Origin of the sequence: Nocardia sp. NPDC006982, from assembly GCF_042869435.1 — a bacterium.
Taxonomy (GTDB): Bacteria; Actinomycetota; Actinomycetes; order Mycobacteriales; family Mycobacteriaceae; genus Nocardia.
Window position 1 is genome coordinate 191,625 of record NZ_JBIAFV010000001.1, and the last position, 24,627, is coordinate 216,251.

Annotated in this window: 25 protein-coding genes; 10 read left to right on the top strand and 15 right to left on the bottom strand. The window is 65.8% G+C overall.

What is annotated here, in order from left to right; translation table 11 throughout:
- Window positions 1-163: 163 nt before the first annotated feature.
- Window positions 164-697 (bottom strand): DUF6328 family protein, encoded by a 534-nt coding sequence (locus ACFYOW_RS01015; protein ID WP_387283213.1) that lies wholly within the window; start codon window positions 695-697, stop codon window positions 164-166.
- A gap of 168 nt (window positions 698-865) precedes the next feature.
- Here ACFYOW_RS01015 and ACFYOW_RS01020 point away from each other — a divergent pair, with 168 nt between their 5' ends.
- On the top strand, window positions 866-1,198 hold the full coding sequence (locus ACFYOW_RS01020) for a hypothetical protein (RefSeq protein WP_387283215.1): 333 nt from the start codon (window positions 866-868) through the stop codon (window positions 1,196-1,198).
- A gap of 79 nt (window positions 1,199-1,277) precedes the next feature.
- Here the strand turns inward: ACFYOW_RS01020 and ACFYOW_RS01025 are convergent, their stop codons facing one another.
- A complete protein-coding gene (locus ACFYOW_RS01025) occupies window positions 1,278-1,523 on the bottom strand; it encodes a CsbD family protein (RefSeq protein WP_387283217.1) in 246 nt (81 codons plus the stop codon).
- Between the two features lie 157 nt (window positions 1,524-1,680).
- Between ACFYOW_RS01025 and ACFYOW_RS01030 the strand changes: the two genes are divergently transcribed.
- From ACFYOW_RS01030 to ACFYOW_RS01040, 3 genes are all read left to right on the top strand, one after another.
- Window positions 1,681-3,204, top strand: coding sequence for an FAD-dependent oxidoreductase (locus ACFYOW_RS01030; RefSeq protein WP_387283219.1), 1,524 nt, complete (start codon window positions 1,681-1,683; stop codon window positions 3,202-3,204).
- Window positions 3,205-3,299: 95 nt separating this feature from the next.
- Window positions 3,300-3,893 (top strand): alpha/beta fold hydrolase, encoded by a 594-nt coding sequence (locus ACFYOW_RS01035; protein ID WP_387283221.1) that lies wholly within the window; start codon window positions 3,300-3,302, stop codon window positions 3,891-3,893.
- 207 nt (window positions 3,894-4,100) lie between these two features.
- Complete coding sequence (locus tag ACFYOW_RS01040) at window positions 4,101-6,920, top strand: aminotransferase class I/II-fold pyridoxal phosphate-dependent enzyme (protein ID WP_387283223.1); 2,820 nt, start codon at window positions 4,101-4,103, stop codon at window positions 6,918-6,920.
- On the opposite strand, the gene ACFYOW_RS01045 is transcribed toward ACFYOW_RS01040, so the two are convergent.
- Genes ACFYOW_RS01045 through ACFYOW_RS01055 form a run of 3 tightly spaced genes read right to left on the bottom strand, consistent with a single transcriptional unit; the run spans window position 6,907 to window position 8,107 of the window.
- The gene (locus ACFYOW_RS01045; protein ID WP_387283225.1) at window positions 6,907-7,458 is read right to left on the bottom strand and encodes an AAA family ATPase; all 552 of its coding nucleotides are present in this window, start codon (window positions 7,456-7,458) and stop codon (window positions 6,907-6,909) included. The two genes, ACFYOW_RS01040 and ACFYOW_RS01045, sit on opposite strands and share 14 nt — an antisense overlap.
- 44 nt (window positions 7,459-7,502) lie before the next feature.
- Window positions 7,503-7,832: a hypothetical protein gene (locus ACFYOW_RS01050; RefSeq protein ID WP_387283228.1), complete on the bottom strand. Its 330-nt coding sequence runs from the start codon at window positions 7,830-7,832 to the stop codon at window positions 7,503-7,505.
- Entirely contained in the window at window positions 7,832-8,107 is a 276-nt protein-coding gene (locus tag ACFYOW_RS01055) for a hypothetical protein (RefSeq protein ID WP_387283230.1), read from the bottom strand. Before ACFYOW_RS01055 ends, ACFYOW_RS01050 begins: the two co-directional genes overlap by 1 nt.
- Window positions 8,108-8,195: 88 nt before the next feature.
- Here ACFYOW_RS01055 and ACFYOW_RS01060 point away from each other — a divergent pair, with 88 nt between their 5' ends.
- Both ACFYOW_RS01060 and ACFYOW_RS01065 read left to right on the top strand, forming a co-directional pair.
- On the top strand, window positions 8,196-8,522 hold the full coding sequence (locus tag ACFYOW_RS01060) for an ArsR/SmtB family transcription factor (RefSeq protein ID WP_387283232.1): 327 nt from the start codon (window positions 8,196-8,198) through the stop codon (window positions 8,520-8,522).
- 2 nt (window positions 8,523-8,524) lie between these two features.
- Window positions 8,525-8,998 (top strand): SRPBCC domain-containing protein, encoded by a 474-nt coding sequence (locus ACFYOW_RS01065; protein WP_387283234.1) that lies wholly within the window; start codon window positions 8,525-8,527, stop codon window positions 8,996-8,998.
- Window positions 8,999-9,214: 216 nt separating this feature from the next.
- Here the strand turns inward: ACFYOW_RS01065 and infA are convergent, their stop codons facing one another.
- The 10 genes from infA to ACFYOW_RS01115 all read right to left on the bottom strand — a co-directional run bounded on the left by infA (window position 9,215) and on the right by ACFYOW_RS01115 (window position 20,379).
- On the bottom strand, window positions 9,215-9,448 hold the full coding sequence (infA, locus tag ACFYOW_RS01070; protein ID WP_387283237.1) for a translation initiation factor IF-1: 234 nt from the start codon (window positions 9,446-9,448) through the stop codon (window positions 9,215-9,217).
- Window positions 9,445-10,236 carry a GNAT family N-acetyltransferase gene (locus tag ACFYOW_RS01075; protein ID WP_387283239.1) on the bottom strand — a complete coding sequence of 264 codons (792 nt, stop codon included), beginning with the start codon at window positions 10,234-10,236 and terminating at the stop codon, window positions 9,445-9,447. Before ACFYOW_RS01075 ends, infA begins: the two co-directional genes overlap by 4 nt.
- Window positions 10,237-10,534: 298 nt before the next feature.
- A complete protein-coding gene (locus ACFYOW_RS01080) occupies window positions 10,535-11,203 on the bottom strand; it encodes an FHA domain-containing protein (RefSeq protein WP_387283241.1) in 669 nt (222 codons plus the stop codon).
- On the bottom strand, window positions 11,203-12,489 hold the full coding sequence (locus ACFYOW_RS01085) for a VWA domain-containing protein (RefSeq protein ID WP_387283243.1): 1,287 nt from the start codon (window positions 12,487-12,489) through the stop codon (window positions 11,203-11,205). The genes ACFYOW_RS01080 and ACFYOW_RS01085 overlap by 1 nt, the downstream gene beginning before the upstream one ends.
- Complete coding sequence (locus tag ACFYOW_RS01090) at window positions 12,486-13,550, bottom strand: PP2C family protein-serine/threonine phosphatase (protein WP_387283244.1); 1,065 nt, start codon at window positions 13,548-13,550, stop codon at window positions 12,486-12,488. The genes ACFYOW_RS01085 and ACFYOW_RS01090 overlap by 4 nt, the downstream gene beginning before the upstream one ends.
- The gene (locus tag ACFYOW_RS01095) at window positions 13,547-15,970 is read right to left on the bottom strand and encodes a tetratricopeptide repeat protein (RefSeq protein ID WP_387283246.1); all 2,424 of its coding nucleotides are present in this window, start codon (window positions 15,968-15,970) and stop codon (window positions 13,547-13,549) included. Before ACFYOW_RS01095 ends, ACFYOW_RS01090 begins: the two co-directional genes overlap by 4 nt.
- Window positions 15,967-17,145: a hypothetical protein gene (locus ACFYOW_RS01100; protein WP_387283248.1), complete on the bottom strand. Its 1,179-nt coding sequence runs from the start codon at window positions 17,143-17,145 to the stop codon at window positions 15,967-15,969. Before ACFYOW_RS01100 ends, ACFYOW_RS01095 begins: the two co-directional genes overlap by 4 nt.
- 4 nt (window positions 17,146-17,149) lie before the next feature.
- Window positions 17,150-18,139: a glutamate ABC transporter substrate-binding protein gene (locus tag ACFYOW_RS01105; RefSeq protein ID WP_387283250.1), complete on the bottom strand. Its 990-nt coding sequence runs from the start codon at window positions 18,137-18,139 to the stop codon at window positions 17,150-17,152.
- The gene (locus ACFYOW_RS01110) at window positions 18,136-19,410 is read right to left on the bottom strand and encodes a hypothetical protein (protein WP_387283252.1); all 1,275 of its coding nucleotides are present in this window, start codon (window positions 19,408-19,410) and stop codon (window positions 18,136-18,138) included. Before ACFYOW_RS01110 ends, ACFYOW_RS01105 begins: the two co-directional genes overlap by 4 nt.
- Before the next feature lie 99 nt (window positions 19,411-19,509).
- Window positions 19,510-20,379: an IclR family transcriptional regulator gene (locus ACFYOW_RS01115; RefSeq protein WP_387283254.1), complete on the bottom strand. Its 870-nt coding sequence runs from the start codon at window positions 20,377-20,379 to the stop codon at window positions 19,510-19,512.
- 406 nt (window positions 20,380-20,785) lie between these two features.
- Between ACFYOW_RS01115 and ACFYOW_RS01120 the strand changes: the two genes are divergently transcribed.
- The 4 genes from ACFYOW_RS01120 to ACFYOW_RS01135 are packed head-to-tail and all read left to right on the top strand — an operon-like array spanning window position 20,786 to window position 24,619.
- Window positions 20,786-21,304 carry a hypothetical protein gene (locus ACFYOW_RS01120; protein ID WP_387283257.1) on the top strand — a complete coding sequence of 173 codons (519 nt, stop codon included), beginning with the start codon at window positions 20,786-20,788 and terminating at the stop codon, window positions 21,302-21,304.
- 12 nt (window positions 21,305-21,316) lie between these two features.
- Complete coding sequence (locus tag ACFYOW_RS01125; RefSeq protein ID WP_387283259.1) at window positions 21,317-22,051, top strand: VWA domain-containing protein; 735 nt, start codon at window positions 21,317-21,319, stop codon at window positions 22,049-22,051.
- A gap of 6 nt (window positions 22,052-22,057) precedes the next feature.
- Complete coding sequence (locus tag ACFYOW_RS01130; protein ID WP_387283262.1) at window positions 22,058-23,521, top strand: protein phosphatase 2C domain-containing protein; 1,464 nt, start codon at window positions 22,058-22,060, stop codon at window positions 23,519-23,521.
- 9 nt (window positions 23,522-23,530) lie between these two features.
- On the top strand, window positions 23,531-24,619 hold the full coding sequence (locus tag ACFYOW_RS01135; protein WP_387283264.1) for a hypothetical protein: 1,089 nt from the start codon (window positions 23,531-23,533) through the stop codon (window positions 24,617-24,619).
- The last annotated feature ends 8 nt before the right edge of the window (window positions 24,620-24,627 follow it).

Here is a 24,627-nt window from a genome sequence, read left to right on the forward strand (position 1 = left end):
CGGTATCGGTGGTAGATAGGACGCATCGGTTGTTGCCAACGCTGGGTGAGGTGTCGCTACGCGCTCCCGCTGGCCGAGTCCTGCGTGGTATGTCGTCACGTCGGACCCAGGGTCGGCTGTAGTCTCAACCTGGTTTTAGTCTGGCACGTCGGCTCGGTCCGATTCAACTATCGAATCTGTCACGACCGTCGCGCCAGCGCCACGGCGCCACCACCCAGACCACCGCGAACAGCAGCGCGACCACCACACCCGCCGCCGCACCGGCGATGGTCCCCGCCACGGTTGCCATCACCAGAATCGTCGCACCGGTCAGCGCGAGGCCGAGCAGCGCGATCCCTGCCATCGCGCAGCGATGGGCCGCCGCCACGACACTGCCCAACCGATGGCGCCGGAACAGGATCCTATGCCACGACACCGGCGCGACCAGGAACACCGTGGCACCCATCGCCGCGGAGACGGTACCCAGATACAACACCCGCATCAGCTGCGACAAGGTGGTGAATCCGGCCTGGAACGGGAGGATCAGCAGCGCGCTGATCAAGAACTGCACACCGGTCTGCACGACCCGCAGTTCCTGCACAAGGTTGGACCAATTGCGGTCCAGCCGTTGGGTTTCGGTCTCGTGCCTGACCTTGCGATCCCATTCCTGATCATCTTTGGTCACGGCTGGGTCATCGCCTTTCGACGTCGTCGCCATGGCTGCTCCTGGGTTCGCGCTCCGTGTTGGCGGCGTACCCGAGCCGGGCCGGCATACACCCCCGCGATCGTTGATCGCAGCGCCGCTGATTCGGTGTTCGACGGGCGGGTATGCGCGTGATGACGCCGATGCGCTCGGCGGCATCGTTTCGAGGAGGAGCGATCCATCATGAGAAACACCGGAACCTGCCGAGGTCGCATCGCCGCGGTGGCCGCCGCGGCCACACTGGCGGTCTTGGCGAGCGGCTGCCAGGAGGCCCAGAAGGCGGTGAACAAGGGCGGTGACACGCCCTGTAGCGAATTCGTCGCGCAGGACAAGGATAAACAGCGCATCACGGTGACCAAATTCCTCGAGCAGGAACGTAACGGCAATGCGCCGGCGACCAATGATCAGACCGTCGACGCCTCGATCGCCGCAATCGAATTGATGTGCCGGGCACAGGCCAATCCGGACACCCCTATCCGCAAAGCGGACTTGACCGGCATCCTGGTTCCGAAGTAATCCCGGTGCCGAAAGTAATGGGTTGCCGGACATATTGTCCGGCAACCCATTACTTGTCATACGCAGCGATTATCGATAATCACTGCCCCTGCTGGTAAGCGCGCTGGCGCTGTTCGTCGAGCTTGGCTTCGGCACGCTGCTTCTCGGCGGCCGCTTCCTTGCTGGCTGCTTCACGCTGTGATTCCGCCTTGTCCTGCTGGGCTTTGCCTTCAGCCCGCAGGTCGTCGTTTCCGAAGACTGCGCCGGCGGCCTCCTTGATCTTGCCCTTGGCGTCTTCGACGACGCCTTCGACACCTTCGCGGGGACCACTCTTGTGCTCGGACACGATATCTACCTCCGAATTATCGGTTTTCAGGTGGACATTCGCCGCATACCCGGGATCTGCCCGTTGAACCCGAACTCCGAATTTTTATCGTGGATTCCGTGAATTCCTGCCGCATATCGGGATGTTTCGGTGGTGCGGCAGCGGTTATCGCCGAAGCATGAGGTCCCTGTGGTTGAACGATGCCGAGGTGCCGGCGCGACTGCGGCTCACGCCGGGGCTGCGTTTCGACACCGTTGTGATCGGCGCCGGGCTCACCGGCCTGGTGACCGCCCTGCTGCTGGCCGAGAGCGGTGTCGACGTGGCGGTGCTGGAGAGTAGGCGAGTCGGGGCGGGTACCACCGGTGCCAGTACGGCGAAGGTTAGTCTGCTGCAAGGGGTTCGAGCGCAGCGGATCCGCGGTCGCCACGGCGATCGAGCGGTGACCGACTATGTCGAGGCCAATCGCGAGGGGCAGCAGTGGCTGTTGCGCTACTGCGCGGAGCATTCGGTGCCCGTCCAGCGCGTCCCGGCACTCACTTACGCTCAGTCCGAGTCTGAAATATCCGCTGTGCGAAGGGAGTACGAGGCGACGCGGGCTGCCGGGCTGGCCACCACGCTCGTCGAGGCGATGGATGTGCCGTTCCCGGCGCACGGTGCTGTCCGGCTCGATAACCAGGCTCAACTCGACCCGATGGCACTGCTTGCCAGTTTGGCCGCCGATATCGAATCGCGCGGCGCGTCGATCTTCGAATCCACCCGGGCCAAGGGCGTGCACAGTGGCGAACACGACCAGTTGGTCATCGAAACCGAGCACGGCGATCTGGTCGCGCGCACGATCATCCTGGCAACCGGCACGCCGATACTCGACCGCGGCGGCTTCTTCGCCCGACTCACCGCCGAGCGCTCCTATCTGAGCGCCTTCCGGGTCGCCGAGCCGATCCCGCACGAAATGTTCATCAGCGCGGGCGAGCCCACTCGGTCACTGCGGTATACGCCCGGACCCGATGGCGGCGAGCTACTGCTGGTCGGCGGCAACGGCCACGTGGTCGGGCGCACGAATGCCGCGAGCCACCGGGTCGAGGAGTTGATCGCCTGGACACGCCGGTGTTTCCCCACCGCCGAACCGCTGCAGAGCTGGTCCGCGCAGGATTACCACCCCGTCGACGAACTGCCCTACGTCGGTCCGCTGCTGCCCGGGCAGCAGCGCATCCTGCTCGCCACCGGCTACGCCAAATGGGGCTTGACCAACGGCATTGCCGCAGCCTTGGCGCTCGTCGGCCGGGTCAATGGGAAACCACCCCGGTGGGCCGACACCTTCGCCAGCTGGCGCCCGAGCGAACTGAAGTCCATACCTGCCGCCGTATTCGCCAATAGCTCTGTGGCCCAACAACTTTCCTTCGGTTGGCTGCGCATGCTCGGCACCGGTCTCGGTGCAGCGCCTGCCGAGGGCAGCGGCCGCGTCGAACGTCACGGGCTGCGACCGACCGCCGTATGCACTGTCGACGGCGCCACCACCGAGGTTTCTGCGGTCTGCCCGCATCTGGGCGGCATGGTGTGCTGGAACGATGCAGAGCAATCCTGGGACTGCCCGCTACACGGCTCCCGATTCGCCGCCGACGGCACGCTGCTGGAGGGTCCGGCAACCGACTCGCTGACGCCGATTTCCGGCCCGTTCCCCGGTCCCGAATCCCGTGAGTTGTGACGTGGGCCTGGTTGTTCGGGAACACCTCTGGTCAGTAGGTTTTCGCAGCCCGGACCGGAGAGCGTTCGATCACGGGGGAACCGCTGCTGATGATCATGGGGCTCAGCTCCCAGCTGATCCACTGGCCCCTGGAAATCGTCGACCACCTCGGCGAGCGCGGCTACCGGGTGATCCGTCCGGACAACCGCGACAGCAGTCTGACCGAGTGGAAGACCACCCCGAGCCAGTACTACCTGCGAGCGGTCGCCCGAGACGCGGTCGAACTGCTCGATCATCTCGGCATCGAGCGGACACACGTCGTCGGCGCCTCGATGGGCGGGATGGTCGCCCAGCTACTCGCGATCGAGCACACCCCGCGGGTGCTGTCACTGTGCTCGATCATGAGCACGCCGCACTTTCTCATCGGCATGGCCGACGGGAACGTGCTCGAACTGGTGAAACCGATGCCGCCAGATCGTGCGGCCGCGATCGAGCAGATCACCGACCTGCGGATGCCGAGGACACGCTCATCAAGATCGCCGGCGGCCAGGCCACCCACGCCGCGATCCCCAACTCGACCTACCTGCCATTCGACGCGATGGGCCACGACTTGCCGAGCCGCTGTTCGATCAGATCGCCACGACAATCGCCGAAAACGCGGCCCGGCGTCCTGCGGTCGTGTGACGGGTGTCGGAGTCAGCTCTCGATAGCTCGGACGCGATGGACCGCGGAAAGTGACCGCTTTCGAACCGGGTCGTCGACCGGTCCGGCGGTCACGATCCGCCGTCCGTATCGCGGTGAGCGCGGCTAGGAATTTGATCGATGGCGGGGCACAATATTTGCAGGGATGTTGCAGGGTGTCCTTTCGTGTTCGACAAACCACTTCGCCCACCGATCGAGCGGCGAAAACTGACGACATGCACCGAAACGGCGAACGCCCGAAAGGGCTCAGTGTTTCCGCGCTGGCGGCGGTAGCGAACCCGTCGTACTCGCGAATCGACACATGGAATCTGCTCGACGACGCGTGCCGTCGGCTCGCCGATGTCAACAGTGCCGGGCTGGACACCACCCACGAAGCCGCCCGGGTGCGGCGCCTCCTCGATCGTCTCGGCGCCTACGAGCGGTACTGGTTGTACCCGGGCGCGGCGAGACTGGCGGCATTTCGCGGATATCTCGCCGATCTTGCAACTGTGCGGCTCACCGAGGAGGTGTCGCTGGCTGTGCGCCTGCTCTCCGAGTACGGCGACGGTACAGCTGTGTTCGACACGTCTGCGCCGCTGGCCGATCAAGAACTCGTGGCGCGGGCCAGACGGCAGCAGTTCTTCACCGTCCTACTCGGCGACGATTCTCCGCCTGAGGCTCCCGAGAGCCTGGCACAGAGCGTGCGCGCGCTTCGCGACCCGTCCGACGATGTGCAATTCGAGTTGCTTGTCGTGTCGAGCATCGAGGACGCCATCACCGCGGTCGCGTTGAACGGCGAGATTCAGGCGGCGATCATCCGGCATGACCTGCCGCTTCGTTCACACGACCGGGTGCCGTTGATGACCACATTGCTCGGTGTCAACGACGACGTGGTCGTGACCGAGCGCACCCAGAACTGGGTCGAATGTGGCGAGTGGATCAGGCAGTTGCGGCCTCATATCGATCTGTACCTGCTCACCGACGAATCGATCGCCGCGGAGAGCGAAGACGAGCCGAACGTCTACGACCGCACGTTCTATCGGCTCAACGATGTCACCGACCTGTACAGCACGGTGCTCGCCGGCTTCCGGAGCCGGTTCGCCACACCGTTTTTCGACGCCCTGCGTGCCTATGCGGCCGCCCCGGTCGGCCAATTCCACGCACTTCCCGTCGCGCGTGGCGCCAGCATCTTCAACTCCAAGTCGCTGCAGGATATGGGCGAGTTCTACGGACGCAACATCTTCATGGCCGAGACGTCGTCCACCTCCGGCGGGCTGGACTCACTGCTGGACCCGCACGGCACGATCAGGGTGGCGATGGACAAAGCCGCGAAGACATGGTGTGCCAATCAGACGTACTTCGTCACCAACGGGACTTCCACCGCGAACAAGATTGTCGTGCAGGCCCTGACCCGGCCGGGCGACATCGTTCTGATCGACCGCAATTGCCATAAGTCGCACCACTACGGCCTGGTGCTCGCTGGGGCGTACCCGAGGTACCTGGACGCCTATCCGCTCGAGCCGTTCGCGATCTATGGAGCCGTGTCGCTGCACACCATCAAGAAGGCCCTGCTGGACCTCGAGGCGGCCGGACAACTGGACCGAGTGCGCATGCTGCTGCTCACCAACTGCACTTTCGACGGTGTCGTCTACAACCCACGGCGCGTGATGGAGGAGGTCCTGGCGATCAAGCCGGACATTTGCTTCCTGTGGGACGAGGCGTGGTATGCGTTCGCCACCGCGGTGCCGTGGGCACGGCAGCGGACCGCCATGGTTGCCGCCGAGCAACTCGAATCGACATTGTCCTCGCCCGGGTACGCCGCGGAGTACCGCACGTGGCGTGCGTCGATGCAGGGAGTCGACCGCGCCGAGTGGAGCAACCACCGGCTGCTTCCGGACCCCGGGCGCGCGCGTGTACGCGTGTACGCGACGCATTCCACGCACAAGTCGCTGTCGGCGCTTCGGCAGGCGTCGATGATCCATGTCCGCGACCAGGATTTCAAAGCTCTCGTCCGAGAGTCGTTCGGTGAGGCGTTTTTGACCCACACCTCGACGTCGCCGAACCAGCAACTGCTGGCGTCGTTGGACTTGGCGCGCCGGCAGGTCGACATCGAGGGCTTCCAGCTGGTCCGCAACGTCTACGACATGGCGCTGGTCTTCCGTCACCGCGTTCGCAAAGACCGGCTGATCGGCAAGTGGTTCCGCATCCTCGACGAGGACGACCTGGTGCCCGACGAGTTCCGTCCCTCCGAAGTCAGCTCGTACCGGCAGGTCAGGCAGGGTGGATTGGCAGAGTGGAACGAGGCGTGGCGGTCCGATCAGTTCGTGCTCGACCCGACTCGGGTCACCCTGTTCATCGGCAAGACCGGCATGAACGGCTTCGAATTCCGCGAGAAGATCCTGATGGATCGGTTCGGTATCCAGATCAACAAGACCTCGATCAACAGTGTGCTCTTGATCTTCACGATCGGCGTGACCTGGTCGAGCGTGCACTACCTGCTCGACGTGCTACGTCGGGTGGCTACCGACTTCGAGCGCAGCCGGGGCGCGGGCGGCAAGGCCGATCACGCCTTGCAACAGCGCCGGGTCGACGAGATCACCAAGGATCTGCCGGCACTGCCCGACTTCAGCGAGTTCGACAGCGTGTTTCGTCCCGACGGCACCAGCGTGTTCGGCGACATGCGATCGGCCTTCTACGCCGGATATGAGGAGTCCGACCGCGAACACATCCTGCTCGGCGACGCCGGGCGACGGATCGCCAAGGGAAAGACCCTGGTGTCCACCACCTTCGTCGTCCCCTACCCGCCCGGCTTCCCGGTGCTGGTACCGGGTCAGGTGATCTCGACCGAAATCCTGTATTTCCTGGCCGAGCTCGACGTCAAGGAAATTCACGGATACAACCCCGACCTCGGGTTGTCGGTCTTCACCGAGTCCGCGCTGGCACGGCTGGCCGCAACTCGGCACGCGATTGCCACGGCGTCCGACGATGCGCCACAGGCAGCGACGGCGCTGGAGTCAGCTCACGCGCTGGATCGGATGCGGTTCACCGCGCAGTGACTTCGCTGTCGAGTGGCCGCGCCTGCTCGAGAATCTCGTCAACGGTCTGGTCCACGGTGAGATCGGAAGTGTCCAACCACAATCCGATCCGCGGGGTCTGCGCCCGCAGCACCTCGTCCAGGCTGTCGACGGTGAAGCCGTCGTAGGCGACCTTATCCCGGCCCGCCTCGCGGGCGGCGACCGCGGCCGGTTTCGGCGCGAGCACCACCACATACCGCGGCCTGGTCCGGATGCGGTCGAGGGTGTAGGGCAGGAACTCCCCGAGCACGACATCCTGGATGATCGCGGTGAATCCGGCCGAGGCGTAGGTATCGGCGGTATGCGCGGCCAGCGCGTGTCGCAGCCGCAATTGGTCGAGTGCCTCCGTCGACGGTTCTGGACTCATGTCCGCCCGGCCACCGATGATGAAGCGCCGGAACGCATCTCCGCGCACATGCGCCGAGCGCGGCAACCGCTCCGCCAGCGCCTGCGCGACCGTGGACTTCCCTGCGGCCTGGATACCGGTGATCAGATAGACGGCGGATTCCATATCCGCCATGATCGCAGCCGAGCGCCACTCATTTTCGTCGCCGTTCCCCCGAGTCAGCTCGCGCGGTGGATGGGATGCAGTCGCGAGAGCGCGCGCACCGCATCGGCGCGCGAAATGAGCTGATCGCCATCGAGTTCGGCGATGGCCGCCTCCATCCATTCTCGGATCAGCGTCGACATGCCGATGCCGCGGCTGTCGGCGAGTTGCTTGACCCGGGTGTGCAGCTCCAGCGGCATGCGAATGGAGCTGGTCACCATGATGTCGTCACCTGGGGCGAGTGGCGGCGGCGCCTTTTCCGGCGGGACCGGTTCGTCGCTGAAGGTCAGCCGATCCATGAACGACGCCACTTCGTCCGGGGTGGACGGGAAATCCTTTTCACGCATCACCGGTTCTCCTGTTCCCACTCCTCGAACATTTTCAGTTCGTCGGCGCGCATTTCCCGGGCGCCGATGATCAGCCAGGTCCACTGGTCCTGTTGGCGCGTCGCCACGATCAGCGGCCGCCCGGTACCCGTTCGACCCCAGACCGACAACACCGTCACGTGCCCGTCATCGGCGATCCGCGGCCAGCGCCGTGCGCCTTCGAGGACTTGGCGTACTTCCCGGGGTCCGATGCCGATCAGGTGTGCGAACGCCCAGTCCGGCCACTCGTACCCCATGACCACATACTACGCGCATAGTAACCGACCAATCGGTCCCGGTTTCATCTCTTGACGCGTAGGATTTTTCCTACCTATAGTCGGGATCGTGAACAAAACCGAAGGGCGGGTCTTCGCGGCACTGGCCAGTCCGGTTCGGCGCGAAGTATTGCGGCTGCTGCGCGAGGGCGGACCGCAGCCGGTGACCGATCTGGCCGCGCATTTCGAGATGGCGCGGCCGAGCTTCTCCGAACATCTGCGGGTGCTGCGGGAGGCCGAGTTGGTCAGTGAGAACAAGGTGGGGCGGCAACGGCTGTATCGGCTCGAGGCGGCCCCGCTGTACGAGATCCAGGAATGGTTGCACCCGTTCGAGCAGTTCTGGCGTGAGAAGTTGGCCGGGCTGCGTGAACTGCTGGACACCATGGAAGAGGAGTAACGATGACCGATGATCCGACCACCATTCACGTGGACGAATTCCTGGCGCACCCGCCGGCGAAGGTGTGGCGCGCGCTGACCGAACCGGAGTTGCTCGCGCGGTGGTTCATGCCGTCCGACTTCCGGCTCGAGGTCGGGCATCGCTACACCATCGATGCGAAAGCCGTTCCGGCGACCGGCTTTTCCGGTGCGATCGCGGCCGAGGTGCTGTCCTTCGAATCGGAGCGGATGCTGCGCGTCGGTTGGCGCGACGTCGACCCGAATGCCGAGCACGGCGCCGACTGGACGATCACCTGGACGCTGGAGCCCGAGGGCAAGGGCACCCGATTGTTCTTGGAACACGCCGGATTCGATCTAGACCATCCGCTCCAGCAGAAGGCCCGCACGATCATGGACGCCGGCTGGCGCTCCCATGTCATGCGGCGCATCGATGAGGTGTTGCGAGAATTGGAGTCGTCACCGAACCCGGGGCGCTGAGTCGCGCCGCATTTCCCCGCTGGTGCACTGTCGCAGCTATCGGATGTCGATCAGGCGATCTCGGCGAGGTTCAGCACCGCCGAACGCCGGATGCATCGTGCGGTGTCTGCCCCTGCGACAGCGGCCGAGATGGTATCGGCGACCTTCATCGAACCGGTTGCCGATACCATTGTCGTCAGGACAGCGACGTCGATTCGGTCGTGTCCCGGTCCTCCGTTACGTCCTGTACCGGAACAGGATTCGACCGCGGGTGAGGTCGTACGGGCTGAGCTCCACAAGCACCCGATCCTGCGGCAAGATCTTGATGTAGTTCTTCCGTATCTTCCCGCTGATATGTGCGAGCACCTTGTGCCCGTTCGCGAGTTCCACTGTGAAAGTGGCGTTGCGCAGACACTCGACGACGGTGCCTTCGATTTCGATGCCCCTGCCGTTGTTCGCCGTGGTCGTCATCGCAGCACCAACTCCAGGTTGCTGCCTGCGCGGCGGCTGCTGCTGACGCCGTCGAACAGCTTTACGGCGGCGGTGTTGGCGTCGTTCACATACGCCGATACCGTTTCGATCCCGGACTGGTGCAGCGAGCCAAGTACCGGGCCGAGCAGTGCTCGGGCGACACCTCGGCGGCGTTGGTCGGCTCGAACGACGATGAGTTCGATACGTGCGTGCCGACGTCGCGATGCGACTCGGAGCAGTCCGACATACTCGTCGGACCGGGTTGCGACCGCATACTGTGCCGGATCGACCGGGACGATCCCGTCCGGGCAAGTAGTTATCTCGGCAGGCATGGAGTCCCAGCCGACGGTAGCGTCGATCTCGGCACGGATCCTGGTGTAGGCCTCGAGGAGCGGTACTTCTTGCGCCGCGCCGACCGGCAGTATCGTCACGCCCCCGACAGCCGGCACCGAATCGAGCCCGGTGTAGTGCGGGTCGGTGGATACGAGGTATTCCCACTCACGGCGGCGGGTCGCGAAACCAGCCCGCTCCCAAGCAGACCTCAGGTCCACGTCGACCTCATCGACCACCGTGTAAAGCGGCCTCGAAAGCTCTGGCAGCATCGCACCAGCGAGTTGCTCGAAGACCGTGTCGTGCCATGAGTCGATGCTGAGGAAGATTCGGCCGTCGGGCCGCCGCGAAGCGTCGCCGCGGCCGACCACTCGGTCGTCGGCCACCGCGTGCCATTGCGTCTCCGCAACCCGTGTGATCACTACGGTGGGCTCACCCATGCCCGAAGTGAAATTCATAGAATTCATTGGTTGTCGCCTTTCGGGATTGCCTTGTTACTCAGGCGCTCCCGGCGACACCTACATCGTTCGCCCGACCGTGACGACGAGAGGGAGCCCCCACATCGATACAGTGTTCATGGGTCTCACCTCCTCGCTTGATGCCACGGTGCCCCGGAGGCTATCAGCTCGAACATCATGTTGCCCAACTCTTTTTCGCCAACCGACTCGACTGGCTACCGGTGCACTACGCATCTGCCGCATGGCGTGGACCATTCGGGGCGAAAACGACAACGCGATGAGGGGGTGCAGTATTCGCTCAGAGGTTTTCCGCGGTCACGATGATTGTGGTCCAGCCGCCGAGGTGAATGCGGTCACCGCTCTGGAGCGGGACGGGCACCTTGCCGGGGATCAGGTCTTCGCTGCCATTGAGGCTTGTGCCGTTGGTGGAGCCCAGATCGGTAATGGTTATGCCGGTTTCGGCGAGGCGGAGGATCGCGTGGGCGCGGGAGACCCCCGCGTCGGCGGGGGCGATGCCCAGATCGATCTCGGGTTGCAGGCCTTGGGAGATGCTGTGTTTGCCGATCAGGATGTCGGTGCCGCGCAGGGTGATTCGGCGCTCGGGATAGAACGCCGGGAACTCGACCTGATCTGCGTCTGGGCCCTTGCGAGCCTGCACGCGGTCGTAGAATTCACGATCGGCGGTGATCGTGGCGACCCATGTCACCGCTCCGGCGCTCGCGACCTCGGCGGCGGAAACCGCGGTGGCGGTGACGATTTCGGTCGGCGCGGCCGCACGTGGCTCCGGCGTCGGCAGTGCCGAATCAGCGCCGCAGACTTCACAGAAGCGGCCGGTGCTCGGCGACCCACATGACGGGCACAGCGCGGCCGCGATCGTCGGTGCGGGCGCGCCGATCGGTGAACCGCAGACATCGCAGTAATCCGTCGCGACGGACTGATGCCCGTCCGGACAGGTGGCAATCGCCATCACCCCTCCTTGCGTACCCGCGCCGTCTTGGTCGAGCGTGCGTCCAAAGCCATCTCGTCCGCGGCCTCGACCCTGGCGCGCAACCGCACCGTGCCATTGCGCTCGTCCACCTCGACCACACCGCGCAACAGCTTCGCGGTGCCCTCGTTCCCGGATTCGGCGGCGAGCTCGACCGCACGCCGCAGTTTCGCCGTCGCGGTCTCCACATCACCGTTTTTACGCGCGCTCAACCCCTCCTGCACGACCTGGGCGAGTTCGGCCTGTCCGGTGTAATGCGCAACCCGCCTGCTGATCCGGGCCGAGAGCTCGGTCTCGGTGGTCCACACCGCGCGCACCAATCCCTGCCCGACCACCTCGTCGCCTGCGACCACACTGATACGGGCCGCGAGCTTCTCCCTTCCCGGTGCGGCGGGCTCGACCCGCACCTGCACGTGATAGTCGCGGTCCTCCGCGCCCCAGGCACCGAGCGGGTACTCCCCCAACTGTGGTCCGGCATCGGTGCGTCGCGTCGTGAGGTCCGCGATGCTCGGCGCGACCTGCTTGACGAACTGAACGGTGGCGCCCGCCGGTGTCCACACCCGCAGGGTCAGTTCCGGAATCGCCTTGGCCATCGACGTCTGCGTCATGGCGGCGAAGTCCGCGGCCAGATTCGCCGGATCCGCGACGATATCCACCGTGCCGTGCAGCGCCGAGGCGATGGTGCGCAATTCGTCCACCTGCCAGTCGGTTCCGACCCCGCGGCAGTCGCAGGTGAAGATCCCCTCGGACTGTTCGATCTCGGCGGCCAACTCCGCGGGTTCCTCGTGTTCGTTCTTGCCGTCGGTGAGCAGAATGGCGTGCACCATGGCATCCGGATGTTTCTTGGCCAGTTGCCGGGTGAGCCCGAGCCAGGTTCCCATTGCGGTGCCGCCGTTGGGACGCAACTTGTCCAGCGCACGCCGGGCCGCGGCCCTGGTATCGCGGTTGACGGGCACCGATGGTTTATCGCTCGGATATGTCAGCCGCGCCATCGATGTGCCCTCGATGATCGCGAACCGGGTGCCGTCCTTCAATACATCGAGTGCGGCAAGGGTGGCTCGGCGCGCCCCCTCGAACTTCTTACCCGTGGCCATCGATCCGGAGCAGTCGATGATCAACACCTCCAGTCGCTCCGGCTCCGGTCCAGCCGCCACGAAATCCGCGCCGGTCTCCACGGTCACCACCGCGTCGACCGTGTCCGCGCCCTCGGCCAGGTATTCGTTCTGATCTATCGCTACCGAAATACCGTTATTCGCAATGGAACTCACTGCGCTACTCCTGCATCGACCGATGGCCCGATCGGCACCAGCGCGACGGTGATGTTGTCGCTCCCCCCGGACCGTAGTGCAAATTCGACAAGTGCCCGCGCCGCGTCCTCGCGCGGTAACCCGCTGACCATCCGCGCCAGCGCCGCCGGATCCGACACGTAGTTCCAGAGTCCGTCGCTGCACAGCAACAGCACCCCGGGACCCGTCGTGTGAAAGGTCTTCACACAGCGGTCCGACCACGCTTTGTCCTCGCTGTCGGCACCGAGCCAGCGCAGCAAGGTATGCGCCCGCGGATCCTGCATCGCGGACTGCTCGTCCATGGCGCCGGCATCGACGAGCGCCTGCGCCCACGAGTCGTCCACGGTCAGCCGCGTCGACGGAAGATTCCCGCCGGCGATCGGCTCGATGCCGACGCCCTGCAACCAATATGCCCGGCTGTCACCGACATTCGCGACGGTGATCTCCACGCCGTCGCCGCCGTATCCGCGCACGATGGCCGAAACGTAGGTGCACGAGGGAGCGTGACCCTCGTGCGTCGCGATATCGCGCACGGCCTGCGACGCGGCCGTCAGACCGGCCATGACCACGGCCGTGCCCGAGCGGGCTTCGGCCAATGCGGTGAGGCAGGCATCGACGCCCGCACGCGCCGCCGCTCCCGAGGCCGCCTGCGGATCGTCGGAGGTGGAAACGCCGTCGCTGACCGCGATCACCGTGACGACCGGGCGCTTGGCCCCGTCTTCCAGTACCGCGGCAGCGACCGCATCCTCGTTGCGCGCGTGCGCGATACCGCGATCGGTCATGACATAGACCGCGCCGAGATCGGCCTCGAATCGATCCGGCTGCGGCCGCAATTGACCGCAGCCGCCGCAGTAACCGTCGGCGTCGTAGCGGGTGCCGCCACAGCCCTCACACGTCGGTGCCGCATCCGGATCCGGCCGCGGCAGCGCGATTCTGCGCGCGCCGAGTTCGCGGCCGCAGGCCTCACAGAACCGGTCGGCCACCCCGACCCGCGCCGAGCATTCCGGGCACCGCGGCTGCACCGTGGTATCAGGTCCGGTCATAGGTTCGTCCTCGGCCGGATCGCATTGGCACGATCCACCAGCTCGAATCGGGCCCACATATCTTCGGTTTCGCGGGCGAGGTCGCGATAGCAGCGCTCCAAACCGGTTCGTACTCCGTCCTGATCGAGGTTGGCGCCGAGCAGCGCCCCATGTGTCGTCGGTGCTTTACCCGCGCGCAGCCAGTTCAATGCGGCATCCAGCACGCGCATCCGCACCTGTGCGCCACGGCTTTTCGATTCGATCCGCAATGCTTCGACCCGTCCGGCCGCATCGCGCAGCAGTGGTTCCGACAGTTCGTCGATTTTACGGTCGGCCAGCATGGTCTCCACGGCCGTCAGCCGCGCCTCGGTGTAGAGCGCCGAGGCCGAGTCCACCTGATCGAGTACGGCCACCGCGCCGTCGCGATCGCCGTCGGCATTGCGCAGCCGGGCCAGTCCGAAGGCGGCGCTGACGAAGCCGTGGTCGGTGCGCCAGACCGAGTCGTAGTAGCGCGCGGCCTGTTGCCGATCCGACTGCGCGCCCGCGAGTTCGGCGACAGCCGCCTGTGCGACCTTCGGTGCGGCCTCACCGGGCAATGCGGCGTACACGGCATCGAATTCGGCATATGCCGAATTCGTATTGCCCGCGAGAAGCTCGGCTTGACCGCGATACCAGGCCAGCCGCCAGTCACCGGGCAGGGTGTCGGCGAGTGCGTCGAGTCGGCGCAGCGCGTCGGCCGGATCGCCGACCTCCAACGCGGCGCGCACCAGCCGCAATGGAATCTCCACGGACGCACCGCGGGTCGTGAGCACCGAGCGCAGTCCCGCCTCGAAGGCCGGTTCCAGTTCGGCGGGTGAAGTTCCGCCGGTGGTGGCGAGCAGAGCGGCACCGCTGTCATTCGGATCGACCAGCGGAACCGGTAGTGCCGCAACGATACTCGTCGGCGTCGGTGCTTCCTGAATGCCGAATACGCCACGCGCCGGCCCGAAGTAGCCCGACATTCCGGGACGTGGCACACCGTCATCGATGCTCAGCACCTCGCGCAGCACGCCGGTCAGCTGATCGGCCATCTCCTCCATCGAGGAGAAGCGTGCCTCCGGATCCGCGTCGGTGGCGCGCAGGATGAATCGGTGCAGCGAATCGTATTTCGCCAGTAGCGGTTCGGCATCCGGATCGGGCAGCGCGCCGAAGTGTCCACCCTCCTGCGGCACATTCATCAGCAACACGGCCAGGGTGCGGCCGACGGTGTAGACCTCGGTGGCGACGGTCGGTCCGGTTTCGGAGATTTCGGGCGCCTGATAGCCGATGGTGCCGTAGATGGGGCTGTCCTGATCGTCCATCGCGATCACCGCGCCCATGTCGATGAGCTTGAGCTGCTCATCGGTCTGCATCACATTGTCCGGCTTGAAATCGCAGTAGGCCAGGCCGAGCGAATGCAGATAGCCGAGCGCGGGCAGCATCTCCAGAATGTAGGCGATGGCCTGCGGCGGCGGCAGATAGCTGCCGCCGGCATCGCGGCGGGCGCGCAGGATCTGTTTGAGCGACGTCCCGCCGACGTACTCCATGACGATGTAGCCGACCGCGACACCGTCGGCGCCGCGGTGCTCGACGAAGTTGTAGATCTTGACGATGCTGGGATGTTCGACTTCGGCGAGGAATCGCTTTTCGGCGACCGCTGCGGCCATCGCGTCCAGATCCCCGGAATTGAGCAGGCCTTTCAGCACCACCCAGCGGTTCGCGACATTGCGGTCGGTGGCCAGATAGATCCAGCCGAGCCCGCCGTGCGCCAAACAGCCGACCACGTCGTACTGTCCGCCGACCAGATCGCCCTTGTTCAGCTTCGGCGTGAACGAGAACCGGGTGCCGCAGTTGGGGCAGAAGCCCTCGGTGCGGCCGGGCGTACCGTCATGGCCGCGGCCGACCGGTCGTTCACATTTGCCGCAGAACCGCTTTCCCTCGGCGACCTGTGGATCGGCCAGGACCGCGGTGGCCGGGTCGATGCGTGGCATCCGCGGCACTTCCACCATGCCCGCGCCGAGGCGGCCGCGGGCGCTGGATTTCGACGAGGATCGGCCGGTGCGAACCGAACGTCCCGAGGCGCGGGTGCTTCCGGAGCGCGCCGACAGTGCGGAAGTTCCGTAGTTTCCGGCCGGAGCTGTGCCGCAAGCATCGCAGTAGCCGTCGACGATTGTTCCGCCACAGCCCGGCTCGGCACAGGTAGCCTGCTGCGATTCAGCCGGAGCCGCACCGCATGCGTCGCAATATCCACCGACAATGGTTCCGGTGCAGCCGGGTTCGGTGCAGGCGCGATGCTCAGTCGAAACCCCATGCGGGATGGGCATTTCCGCGGCGACCGTGGTCGCCTCGGCGGGTGCGGTGCCGCACACCACGCAGTATCCGTCTTCGATCGTGCCGTTGCATCCCGGCTCATTACAGGTCATCTGCCCCGCCCCGATTTCTCCCCGATGATCTGCTGGAAGTCGGCGACCGCCCGGGTGACCGCCGCCAGATCGCACGGTCGCCGCGCGAGCAGACCTGCCGCGATCTGGTTGGACGCCAGGACATCTCGGTCCTCGCTGACGCCGAGACGAGCCGCCTTCGCCTGATAGGCAGCCAGTCGTCCACGCAATTCGCCACGCCGATCGAGCAGGCCCTGAGCCAATTCCTCCACGGTGGCCGCTCCCGCGGTCGCGTCCGCGATCCGCGTGCGCAACCGGACCAACTCCGCTGCCGTACCCGATTTCGCGGATAACGTATCGAGTTCGGCCTCGAGCGCGGCTGTGTTGTCCTGGTACACCGGCAGCGGGCCGGCCAGGATCTTCGCCTCGACTTGCGTCCGTGCCTGCGCCGCGCGGGCTCGGGTGGCTCGCAGCAGCGCCAAGCGCCTGCGCGTTTCGGCGACCGCCTCGGCCCAATCCGCAGCGACCGCATCGAGTTCGGCGAGGATGGTGGCCACCTGCCGCAACTCCCCCGACAACTCCGCGATGCGCGCATCGATCGCCGGCACCGTCAACGCGAGCGGATCGGTCGCCGACCGGCTCAGCAATGCGGCGATGCCGTCGCCGATCGCGCGCAACTGTGTTGTCTCGCCCCCGGCCGCAGCTGCTTTGTCCAGGGTGTCCTGCAGTGGCGCAAGGCCCGACATCACCCTCGTGTTCACCGCGTCGATCGCGTCGAGGAATTCGGCGATTTCCGGGAAGGTGGCCCGCATGCGATCAACGGTATCGGCGAGTCCGACGAACAGAACCTCTTCGGCGGGTCCGGTGAGCGAACGTTGCGCCATCGGTATCGGCGTGCGCGCGGCCTCGTAGGGACGCCCACGCAGCAGCCGGGTGAGTTCGGCGCGCTCAGCGTCGTCGAGGCGAGCCCGAGTGCCGCGCACCTTGCGCGCCGATTCCAGGATGATCTGCAGACGGCTGTAGTCCTCCCACATCAGGGCGAGTGCGGCGCGGACCGGCAGCCAGCGCTGTTCGGTCACTCCGGTCGGCGGATACCGCTGCAGCAGCGTGTGGCCCGGATGTTTGTCCAGTTCCAGCAGGGTGGCGGTGATGGCATCGAATTCGATTGTGCGGGTGGTCAATTCGGCGTCGATTTCGGCGAGAGTGAGTAGCTGCATGGTTTCACTCTTTGTAGCGGAGGTCTGGTGGACCGGGCGAGGGGCCGAGGGCGCTGAGTCTGGCGTTGTAGAGCTGCTGCCAGGTGCCGTCGCTGCGGATGCGTTCCAGCACGCCGTTGACGAAGCGGACCAGATCCGGATGCCCCTGCGCGATGCCGACCGCGTACGCCCCGGTGCCGATCACCTCGCCGACGATCTCCAGATTCCGGTCCTGGGCCACCAGACCGACCAGGATCGGGTCGTCACCGCTGATCGCGTCCACGTGCCCCTGTTGCAGCGCGGCCAGACAGTCGGTCCAGTTCGACGCGCCCAAGACGACGGGCCGCTTGGGCAGGCTGAACAGCGGGCCCGGTGAGGTGGTGCCCCGGGTGACGCACACCCGCTTACCGCCCAGATCCGCGCCCGTCCGAATGCCGGAGTTGCGGGTGGCCAGAAGGCGTTGGGTCGCACGGTAATACACGCCCGAGAAATCGACATCGCGGCGCCGCTCACAGGTCGCCGAGAAGGTGCGCACGATCACGTCGACCTGTTTGTTCTGCAGGGCGGGTATCCGCTCGGCAGCGGTGACCGAACGCAATTCGATCCGGTCCGGATCACCGAAGAGGGATCGGGCGATTTCGCGCGCGATATCGATGTCGAAACCCTCGAGCTGTCCGGTGCTGGGATTGCGGAAGCCGAACAGGTAGGTGTTCTGATCCACCCCGACCCGCAGTTTGCCATTGGCGACAATGGCCGCCATGGCCGAACCCGATGGCATCGCACCGGGACTCGGCAACGGCCCGGGACGCAGGGTGGCCTCCGGATCGCAATTGCTGCCGGATTCGGTCTGCGGTGGCGTGGTGATCTCGACGAGATCGGGCTTTGGGTTGACCGCGGCCACATTCGTGGAGGCGGGGGCATGGATGCCGGAACCGCATGCGGTCACCAGCGCGCTCACCGCGATCAGCGCCATCCATCCGAAGCGATACTGCCGCAGGGGGTTTCGCTGTCTCACAGGAACTCCTTCAGCCGTGGCCACAGGCCGGTGACGGTCGAGGCCGCGGCGCCGAAAAGCAACACCAGTGTCCCCGCGGGGCTGAGCGTCAATGTCGCACCCGCCGAGTCGACCCCGTCGCGCAACGCACCGCGTTCCTGGATGAGGTTGTCGCGCAACAGCTGATCGAGATGGGCGAACAACGTCGCCGAGGTGTCCGGCCCGGTGCCGATGGCCTGCGTCACGGCCGCAGGATAGTTCGCCGCCTCGTAGGTCTCACGCTGTTTGGCATGTCCGGCGGTCCAGCCGAGCACGCCCCGCGAGGCCGCCGAATCGGGTCCGGTTGCCGTTGCCAACCGATCCGCAAGTTCGGTGGTGTGCTTGCGGTAATCGGTTTCGCTCGTGGTGATATCGCCGCGGGTGATCAACTCCAGGGTTTCGTCGGTGCGCGCTTGCTGGGCCAGGATCCTGGCCTGGGTGAGGGTCTCGAAGCGACTGGTCGCGCCGGATCTGCCGGTATCGAGTGCGGCCGCGGCGATGATCGTCGCGGCGACCACCCAGAACAGCGCGAGCGCGGTCGCGCCCGCGGCGACCGCGAGACCGAGGTTCATCCGGCGATTGGTGCGACGCAGCAGGACGAAAGTGCCACCGCCACAACCGATGAGCACCAGCATCAGCAGCACGATGGTCGTCCACGGCAGCGCGCCGATATCGTGCTGATCCTGGCGCACCGCGGCCATGCGGTCCTTGCTCAGCGTTTCGGCGTTGGGCAGCAAGGAATTCTGCATCAGCAGTGAGGCCTCGCGCAGATACGACGAACCGACGGGGAAGCCCTGCCGGTTGTTCGCCCGCGCGGTTTCGACCAGGCCGGTGTACGCGGGCAGATCGGCGGCGATCTTGGCGACGATATTCCTGGTCTGCTGATCGGCGGCCCCGGCGGTCGCCTCCGCGAGTGCGGAAGCCGCTTCGGCGAGCGCCTGCTGATACTGCCCGCGCACCTCCGGTGATTCGATGCCGCCGGACAGGAAGGCCGTGGCCGCGGACGCGTCTGCGGCCGACAGTGCGACGTACAGGGTCTGGGCGGCGTAGGCCAGCGGTTCGGTGTGCTCCAGCACGGCATCGCGCCGAGCGATCTTGCCGCTCAATTGATCGGCCGAGGTCAACCCGGCGAGCAGACACAACACCACGGTGACGACGGCGACCGCGCCGATGGCACCCGGAGTCGTCCCGGCGAAGCGCCGTAACCACGCACCCCCGTTGCGCATGGTCGCCGGTAGGCGAATCTCCAACACCGTCCCCCTTCATCTACCCGGCCGGTGTTCCCGATCGCGATAGTACGGGAGGGAATTCGGGTTTGCCGCCCATCGCCTCGGGGGCATCGAAATCCGAAGTCAATCCGAGGTCACATCGAGCAGCGGTGCGAGGTTGGGCGTCCAGCGCGGGTACTGGGTGAAGATCTCCCCGAAGGACTTCACGGGTTTGCCGAGCGGCAGGCCGGCCGAGCTGTCTTCGCGCAGTTCGTGCTGCAGCGACTCCACCGAGCGCATCAAACCGGTGTGCAGACTGCGCTGTTCGATAACGGCACTGCGGCCGGTGATGCCGATCGCACCGATGAACGCACCCGAGCCGTCGCGCACGGCCGATGCCACACAGCTCCATCCGACCAGGGTTTGCTCGCGCTCGTGCACGAATCCGGTATCGCGGGCCTCGTCGAGCAATGCCCGTAGTTTGCGCGCATCGGTGATCGAATAACGGGTCAGCGGTGCCCAGCCCATGGCGAAGATTTGTTCGGCCTGTTCGTCGTGTGCGGCGATCTGCAGTCGTCCCGCGGCGGTGAGGACCATACTGGGCCCGAACGAGGCCAGGCTCGGCCAGTTCTGCCGCTTCATCACCGCGGCGTAGTTGCGGCCGAACGCCGAACCGTTGAGGGTCAGCTCCCCGCCGTACAGGCTTGCGCACCAGACGATTTCGCCGCGTGTGCGCAGATACAGGTCCTGGATGTAGGGCTGTGCGGTGAGCACGAAACCGTGCTGCTGGGCCGCGCGCAGACCGTGGTAGATCAGCAGCGTGCCCGCGCGGTAGCCGTCCGGGGTCAGTTCGAGCATGCCGCGCCGGGCCAGATCGTTGGCGATGCGGCGGACGGTGGGCTTCGGAATGCCGGTGCGCTTGGTCAAGGTGGCCAGCGTGACCGGATCCCGGGAATCGGCGACCGCCTCGATTATCGCGACGGCGCGTCCGACCACGGTTTTGTCATCGGGCATATCGCACCGCCGAGGCGACCGGAGCACAGCGGCGACACATCATGTCGACCTTCTCGGGAAGTGGGAACCGGCCGCGCGAGAAATGCGCGGTCGCGATGAGTGTGCGACCGCATCGCCACGGGTGTCAAACCGACATCTCGTTGGACGGCCGTTGGTTATTCGTTGGTCGGTGCCGCGAATCTGAGGGGGCCCGAAACGTACCGACCCGTGTTCGGTACCGACCCCCAACGCACCCCTGACCAACCCTAAAGCGTCGCACCCCGAGGCGACCGTAATCAATGCATGCACAGCCGATTTCGATGAACGTGTCACTCAGTGATACAGCGGGGATGTTTCCGCACCGGATTTGCCGGACGCTGATTCCAGGTCCCGTCCACCGGGCTTGGCGAGCAGGAAAGTGAACCCAGTGAAGTACCTACTCACCGCCGTTCTCGCGGTGGTCGCGGCGGCCGCGGTTTTCTTCGCGGTCGGCAGGTCGAATCTCGATATTCACCTACCGCAGGTGGATCAGTCCTCGAATCAGGATCAGCCCACCGGCAAAGGCGCCGGATCCTCTGGCGGGAACGGTGATTCGAACGGAAACAACAATTCCGGTTCCATCGGACCCACGGGCCCGACCGGTCCCACCGGAACGTCGGACAAGACCAAGAAGCACACCGTCGTCTTCGACGTGACCGGCAACGGCAAGGTCCGCGATCTGAGCTGGAGTGACGGCGCGAGCAGCTATCTCGGTGCGGGCGCCACGACACTGCCCTATTCGCACACCCTGGTCAGCAACCGGACCGGTGGATTCGTCGTCTTCGTCGAGGGCACACCCGATCCTGCCGGTGCGGCCCACTGCAAGATCACCGTCGACGGCAAGGTCGTCGCCGACCAACAGGCCACCGCTCGCGGAGTGTATTGCCGCGCAGAAATTTCCAACTAATCGGAGCCAGGAATGCGTGAGGATACTCGTTTCCAACTCACCCAGGCCGGAGTGAGCTCCAGCCGGGTGTTCCCGTTCTATGTCGTCTGCGATGTCTCCCGGTCGATGTGGGATCCCGCGTGGACCAACCAGAAGATCACGCCACTGGAGACGGTGGAGCAGGCGCTGCCGGATATGCTCAATGTGCTCGAGGAAGATCCGACCACCTATGACACCGCGCATCTTTCGGTCGTTGCTTTCGGTGATTCCGCCGTCGCGGTGTTGCCGCTGACTCCGCTGCGCATCGATCCGTCCATTCCGGCGCTGCCACGCCAGGGCGCGACCGACTACGCGGACGTATTCCGCTATCTGGACCGGCAATTGCGCTCCGACCACAAGCGCTTCGCCAGCGCCCGACTGGACACCTACACGCCGGTGATCTTCTTCCTCACCGACGGAAATCCCCAGGTGCGCGGCAAATTCCAGCCCGACGAGGTCTGGGTGCCGGTACGCGCCGGACTGGAGGCGCCCAGCCACCCGTTCCGCCCGGTGGTGGTGGCCCTGGGCATCGGTGACGTGCGCGAGGACACGGTACGGCAGTTGCGCTCCCGCAATCCGGTCGGCGTCGCCTGTGTCGCCCAGGGCAGTGTGGCGCCGGGAGATCTGTTGCGCGCCATCATCAACAGCATCAAGTTCTCGATCAGCAGCAGTGTCGGGCAGGGCAGGTTTCTGTTCCGCACCCCCCTCGGTATGCGGGAACTGGACTGAATAGCCATGACGCTGGATACGTTTCGCCGCCGACCTATTCTGTTGGTGGCCGGGATCGCACTGCTGGGTGCGCTGCTGTCGATCATTGTGCAAGTGCTGGGTGACAACGAGCCCGACAGCTGGACAACGGCCGCGGCCGTCAATCTGGTCGACGCCGGTGTCTCCGGCTGCCCACCGGCGGCTCCTGAGCCGAAACCCGCTGTTGCCGTGTTGGATTCGCCGGTGAGGGCGCAACTGGTCAACAAGGCGGGCGACACCTGTGATTTGATCTCGGGTGCTCCCATCAAGCTCCCGAAGAGGGACAAGCCGCCGTCGGGGCGGCAGACGGTGCGGGATGTCGACGGTAACGAAGTCAGCGTCCTCCCCGCCGGTACTGCGGGTGATCTGCTGATGGTTTCGATCGTTCCACCCGCACACAAGGGGTTCGGCTCATGGCTGCCAGCGGCCCTCATTTGTTTCCTTGCCGCGACGGCCACCGGCGCGGCGGTCCTGCTGGTGCGCCCCCGAGCTGACGTCCCCGCCCCCGAACGCGGCGAGGAGACCATGCGCCGAGAGCATGTCGAGCACACCGAATCCGCCCGTCCGGTGGAACTGCCCGCCCTGACCACCTCGGGCGTGAGCGGACTCACGGTCGATCGCGGCCGCAGCGGCCGCTACGACGTGTATGCCGCCACGCAGGTGGGACTTTCGCACGCGAAGGACGGCACCACCCGCGAGGACGCCTACGCCATCGGCGGTGATCCGGATCGCGGCTGGGTCTACCTCGCGGTCGCCGACGGGCTCGGTTCGGCCGCCAATTCCCATGCCGCCGCCCAGCGCGCGACCCGCACCTGCCTGACGCTGCTGCACCGATACGCGAGTGCGCTCGATCGCATCGGCTATCCGTCCACCTGGGAGCCGCTCGCCGCCGAGATCACCGCGAAGGTCGCCGCCCAACTCGACGCGGGATCGGTCGACGTGCTGGCCGCCGAGCTCGATTACCGCAGCCCGCACGGCGCAGGCGACAACAAGCGCACCTCGATCCCGGCCTGCACCTTGGCCTTCGCCGCACTCGGCCCGGTATCGGCGGACGGCTATCCGCTGGCCTGGGCGACCGTCGGCGATTGCGATCTGCTGCTGGTGGATCTGAATTCCGGTGCCACCAAATGGCTTACCCAGCACGCGACCAAGCGCGGAATGATCAGCAATGCCACGCCGTCGCTGCCCCGAGATGTCGATCGCGTGATCGCCGGATTCACGTTCGTGCCGTCGAATCTGATGGTGGTGCTGGCCAGTGACGGTATGGCGGATGCGATCCGGCTGGTGCCAGAACAATTCGCCACACTGCTGCCGCAGGTCGCCGGGCCGCGGCCCGCCGAGCACGTTTTCGGTCAGCTCGTCGGCTTCGACCTGCCCGGCCTGCACGATGACCGCACCATCGTCGCGGCCTGGCCGACACGCGGGCGCGGGCCCGCCCGGGAAAGACGGTAGGTGGGGGCAATGACAATGCCGGGATGGTCGGCAGCCGGTCGTACCGAGTACCGCGTGGACGAACTGCGCATCGTGGGCGACTTCCCATTGGGTGAGGGCGGTTCCGCGCAAGTGTGGCGGTGTACGACACCGGATGAGGTGTCGGTCGCCTTCAAGCGCTACGACCGGGATACGGTGCGCCAACTGCAGCCGGAGGTGCTGCGCGAGTTGGTCGGCTGGCCGCACCGGCTGGATCAGGACGACCGGAAGCGGATGCTGGAGCTGTGTGCGTGGCCGCATGCCGTGGTCGTCGAAGACCGAACGATGGTAGGCATTCTCATGCCGCTGGCACCGCGCGAATTCTTCTTCGAATCGCACAGCGGGCCACAGCCGCGCGCCTTCACCCGGGTCGCGGTGCGGGTGTCGGATGCGCAGAAGCGTCGGCACACCTATTTCGACTTCCCGCACAAGATCGCACGGCTCGGGCAGTTGCTGGTGGATCTGCAGTTCCTGCACGACAACGACATCGTGGTCGGGGATCTACAGCCCAACAACATTCTGACCACCGACGCCCGCCCGGTCGACGGTGTCGTTTCGGCGCACAACTACTTCCTGGACTGCGATTCCTTCCTCATCGGCGGTCGCGGCGCGACCCCGCGACTTGATCCGCTGCCGTGGCGGCCGCCGTATCCGGTGCAGCAGTTCACCGCGACCACCGATCTGTTCAAATTCGCGCTGCTGATGATTCGTTGCCTCGCCGAGGATCTGGCCGCGAATCAGCTCGACTATCGGCAGTATGCCCAGTTGCTGCCCAGCGGGGATTTCCAGAAGGTCGACCGGCTGCTGACCACCCCGCACCCGGATCTGACCTCCGCCGACCTGCGGGCGCTTGCGTTGGCCTGGCAGTCGGTGGTGCGGCCGGACGGCCGGGTGTATCGGCGGACCGACTTCGCGCTGCGCGAACCCTGGACCGAGCAAACTCGCGCCGTGCACTTCGCCGGGTTCGCCGTACCGCCGCCGGCGAGTAGTGCACCGTCCCAAGGTATTTCACCCATTGTGGTCGTCGCGTGGATCGCGCTGTTCATCGTGTTGCTCACCATCGTTATCGCGCTCGCCTGATCAGGAAC

Coding starts and splice junctions, on each gene's coding strand:
- ACFYOW_RS01065 (WP_387283234.1), top strand. CDS start 8,525: ATGACCGATGATCCGACCACCATTCACGTGGACGAATTCCTGGCGCAC.
- ACFYOW_RS01080 (WP_387283241.1), bottom strand. CDS start 11,203: ATGGCGATTGCCACCTGTCCGGACGGGCATCAGTCCGTCGCGACGGAT.
- ACFYOW_RS01040 (WP_387283223.1), top strand. CDS start 4,101: ATGCACCGAAACGGCGAACGCCCGAAAGGGCTCAGTGTTTCCGCGCTG.
- ACFYOW_RS01045 (WP_387283225.1), bottom strand. CDS start 7,458: ATGGCGGATATGGAATCCGCCGTCTATCTGATCACCGGTATCCAGGCC.
- ACFYOW_RS01055 (WP_387283230.1), bottom strand. CDS start 8,107: ATGGGGTACGAGTGGCCGGACTGGGCGTTCGCACACCTGATCGGCATC.
- ACFYOW_RS01100 (WP_387283248.1), bottom strand. CDS start 17,145: ATGCAGCTACTCACTCTCGCCGAAATCGACGCCGAATTGACCACCCGC.
- ACFYOW_RS01130 (WP_387283262.1), top strand. CDS start 22,058: ATGACGCTGGATACGTTTCGCCGCCGACCTATTCTGTTGGTGGCCGGG.
- ACFYOW_RS01015 (WP_387283213.1), bottom strand. CDS start 697: ATGGCGACGACGTCGAAAGGCGATGACCCAGCCGTGACCAAAGATGAT.
- ACFYOW_RS01075 (WP_387283239.1), bottom strand. CDS start 10,236: ATGAATTTCACTTCGGGCATGGGTGAGCCCACCGTAGTGATCACACGG.
- ACFYOW_RS01115 (WP_387283254.1), bottom strand. CDS start 20,379: ATGCCCGATGACAAAACCGTGGTCGGACGCGCCGTCGCGATAATCGAG.
- ACFYOW_RS01095 (WP_387283246.1), bottom strand. CDS start 15,970: ATGACCTGTAATGAGCCGGGATGCAACGGCACGATCGAAGACGGATAC.
- ACFYOW_RS01125 (WP_387283259.1), top strand. CDS start 21,317: ATGCGTGAGGATACTCGTTTCCAACTCACCCAGGCCGGAGTGAGCTCC.
- ACFYOW_RS01090 (WP_387283244.1), bottom strand. CDS start 13,550: ATGACCGGACCTGATACCACGGTGCAGCCGCGGTGCCCGGAATGCTCG.
- infA (WP_387283237.1), bottom strand. CDS start 9,448: ATGACGACCACGGCGAACAACGGCAGGGGCATCGAAATCGAAGGCACC.
- ACFYOW_RS01050 (WP_387283228.1), bottom strand. CDS start 7,832: ATGCGTGAAAAGGATTTCCCGTCCACCCCGGACGAAGTGGCGTCGTTC.
- ACFYOW_RS01020 (WP_387283215.1), top strand. CDS start 866: ATGAGAAACACCGGAACCTGCCGAGGTCGCATCGCCGCGGTGGCCGCC.
- ACFYOW_RS01135 (WP_387283264.1), top strand. CDS start 23,531: ATGACAATGCCGGGATGGTCGGCAGCCGGTCGTACCGAGTACCGCGTG.
- ACFYOW_RS01030 (WP_387283219.1), top strand. CDS start 1,681: ATGAGGTCCCTGTGGTTGAACGATGCCGAGGTGCCGGCGCGACTGCGG.
- ACFYOW_RS01035 (WP_387283221.1), top strand. CDS start 3,300: ATGGGGCTCAGCTCCCAGCTGATCCACTGGCCCCTGGAAATCGTCGAC.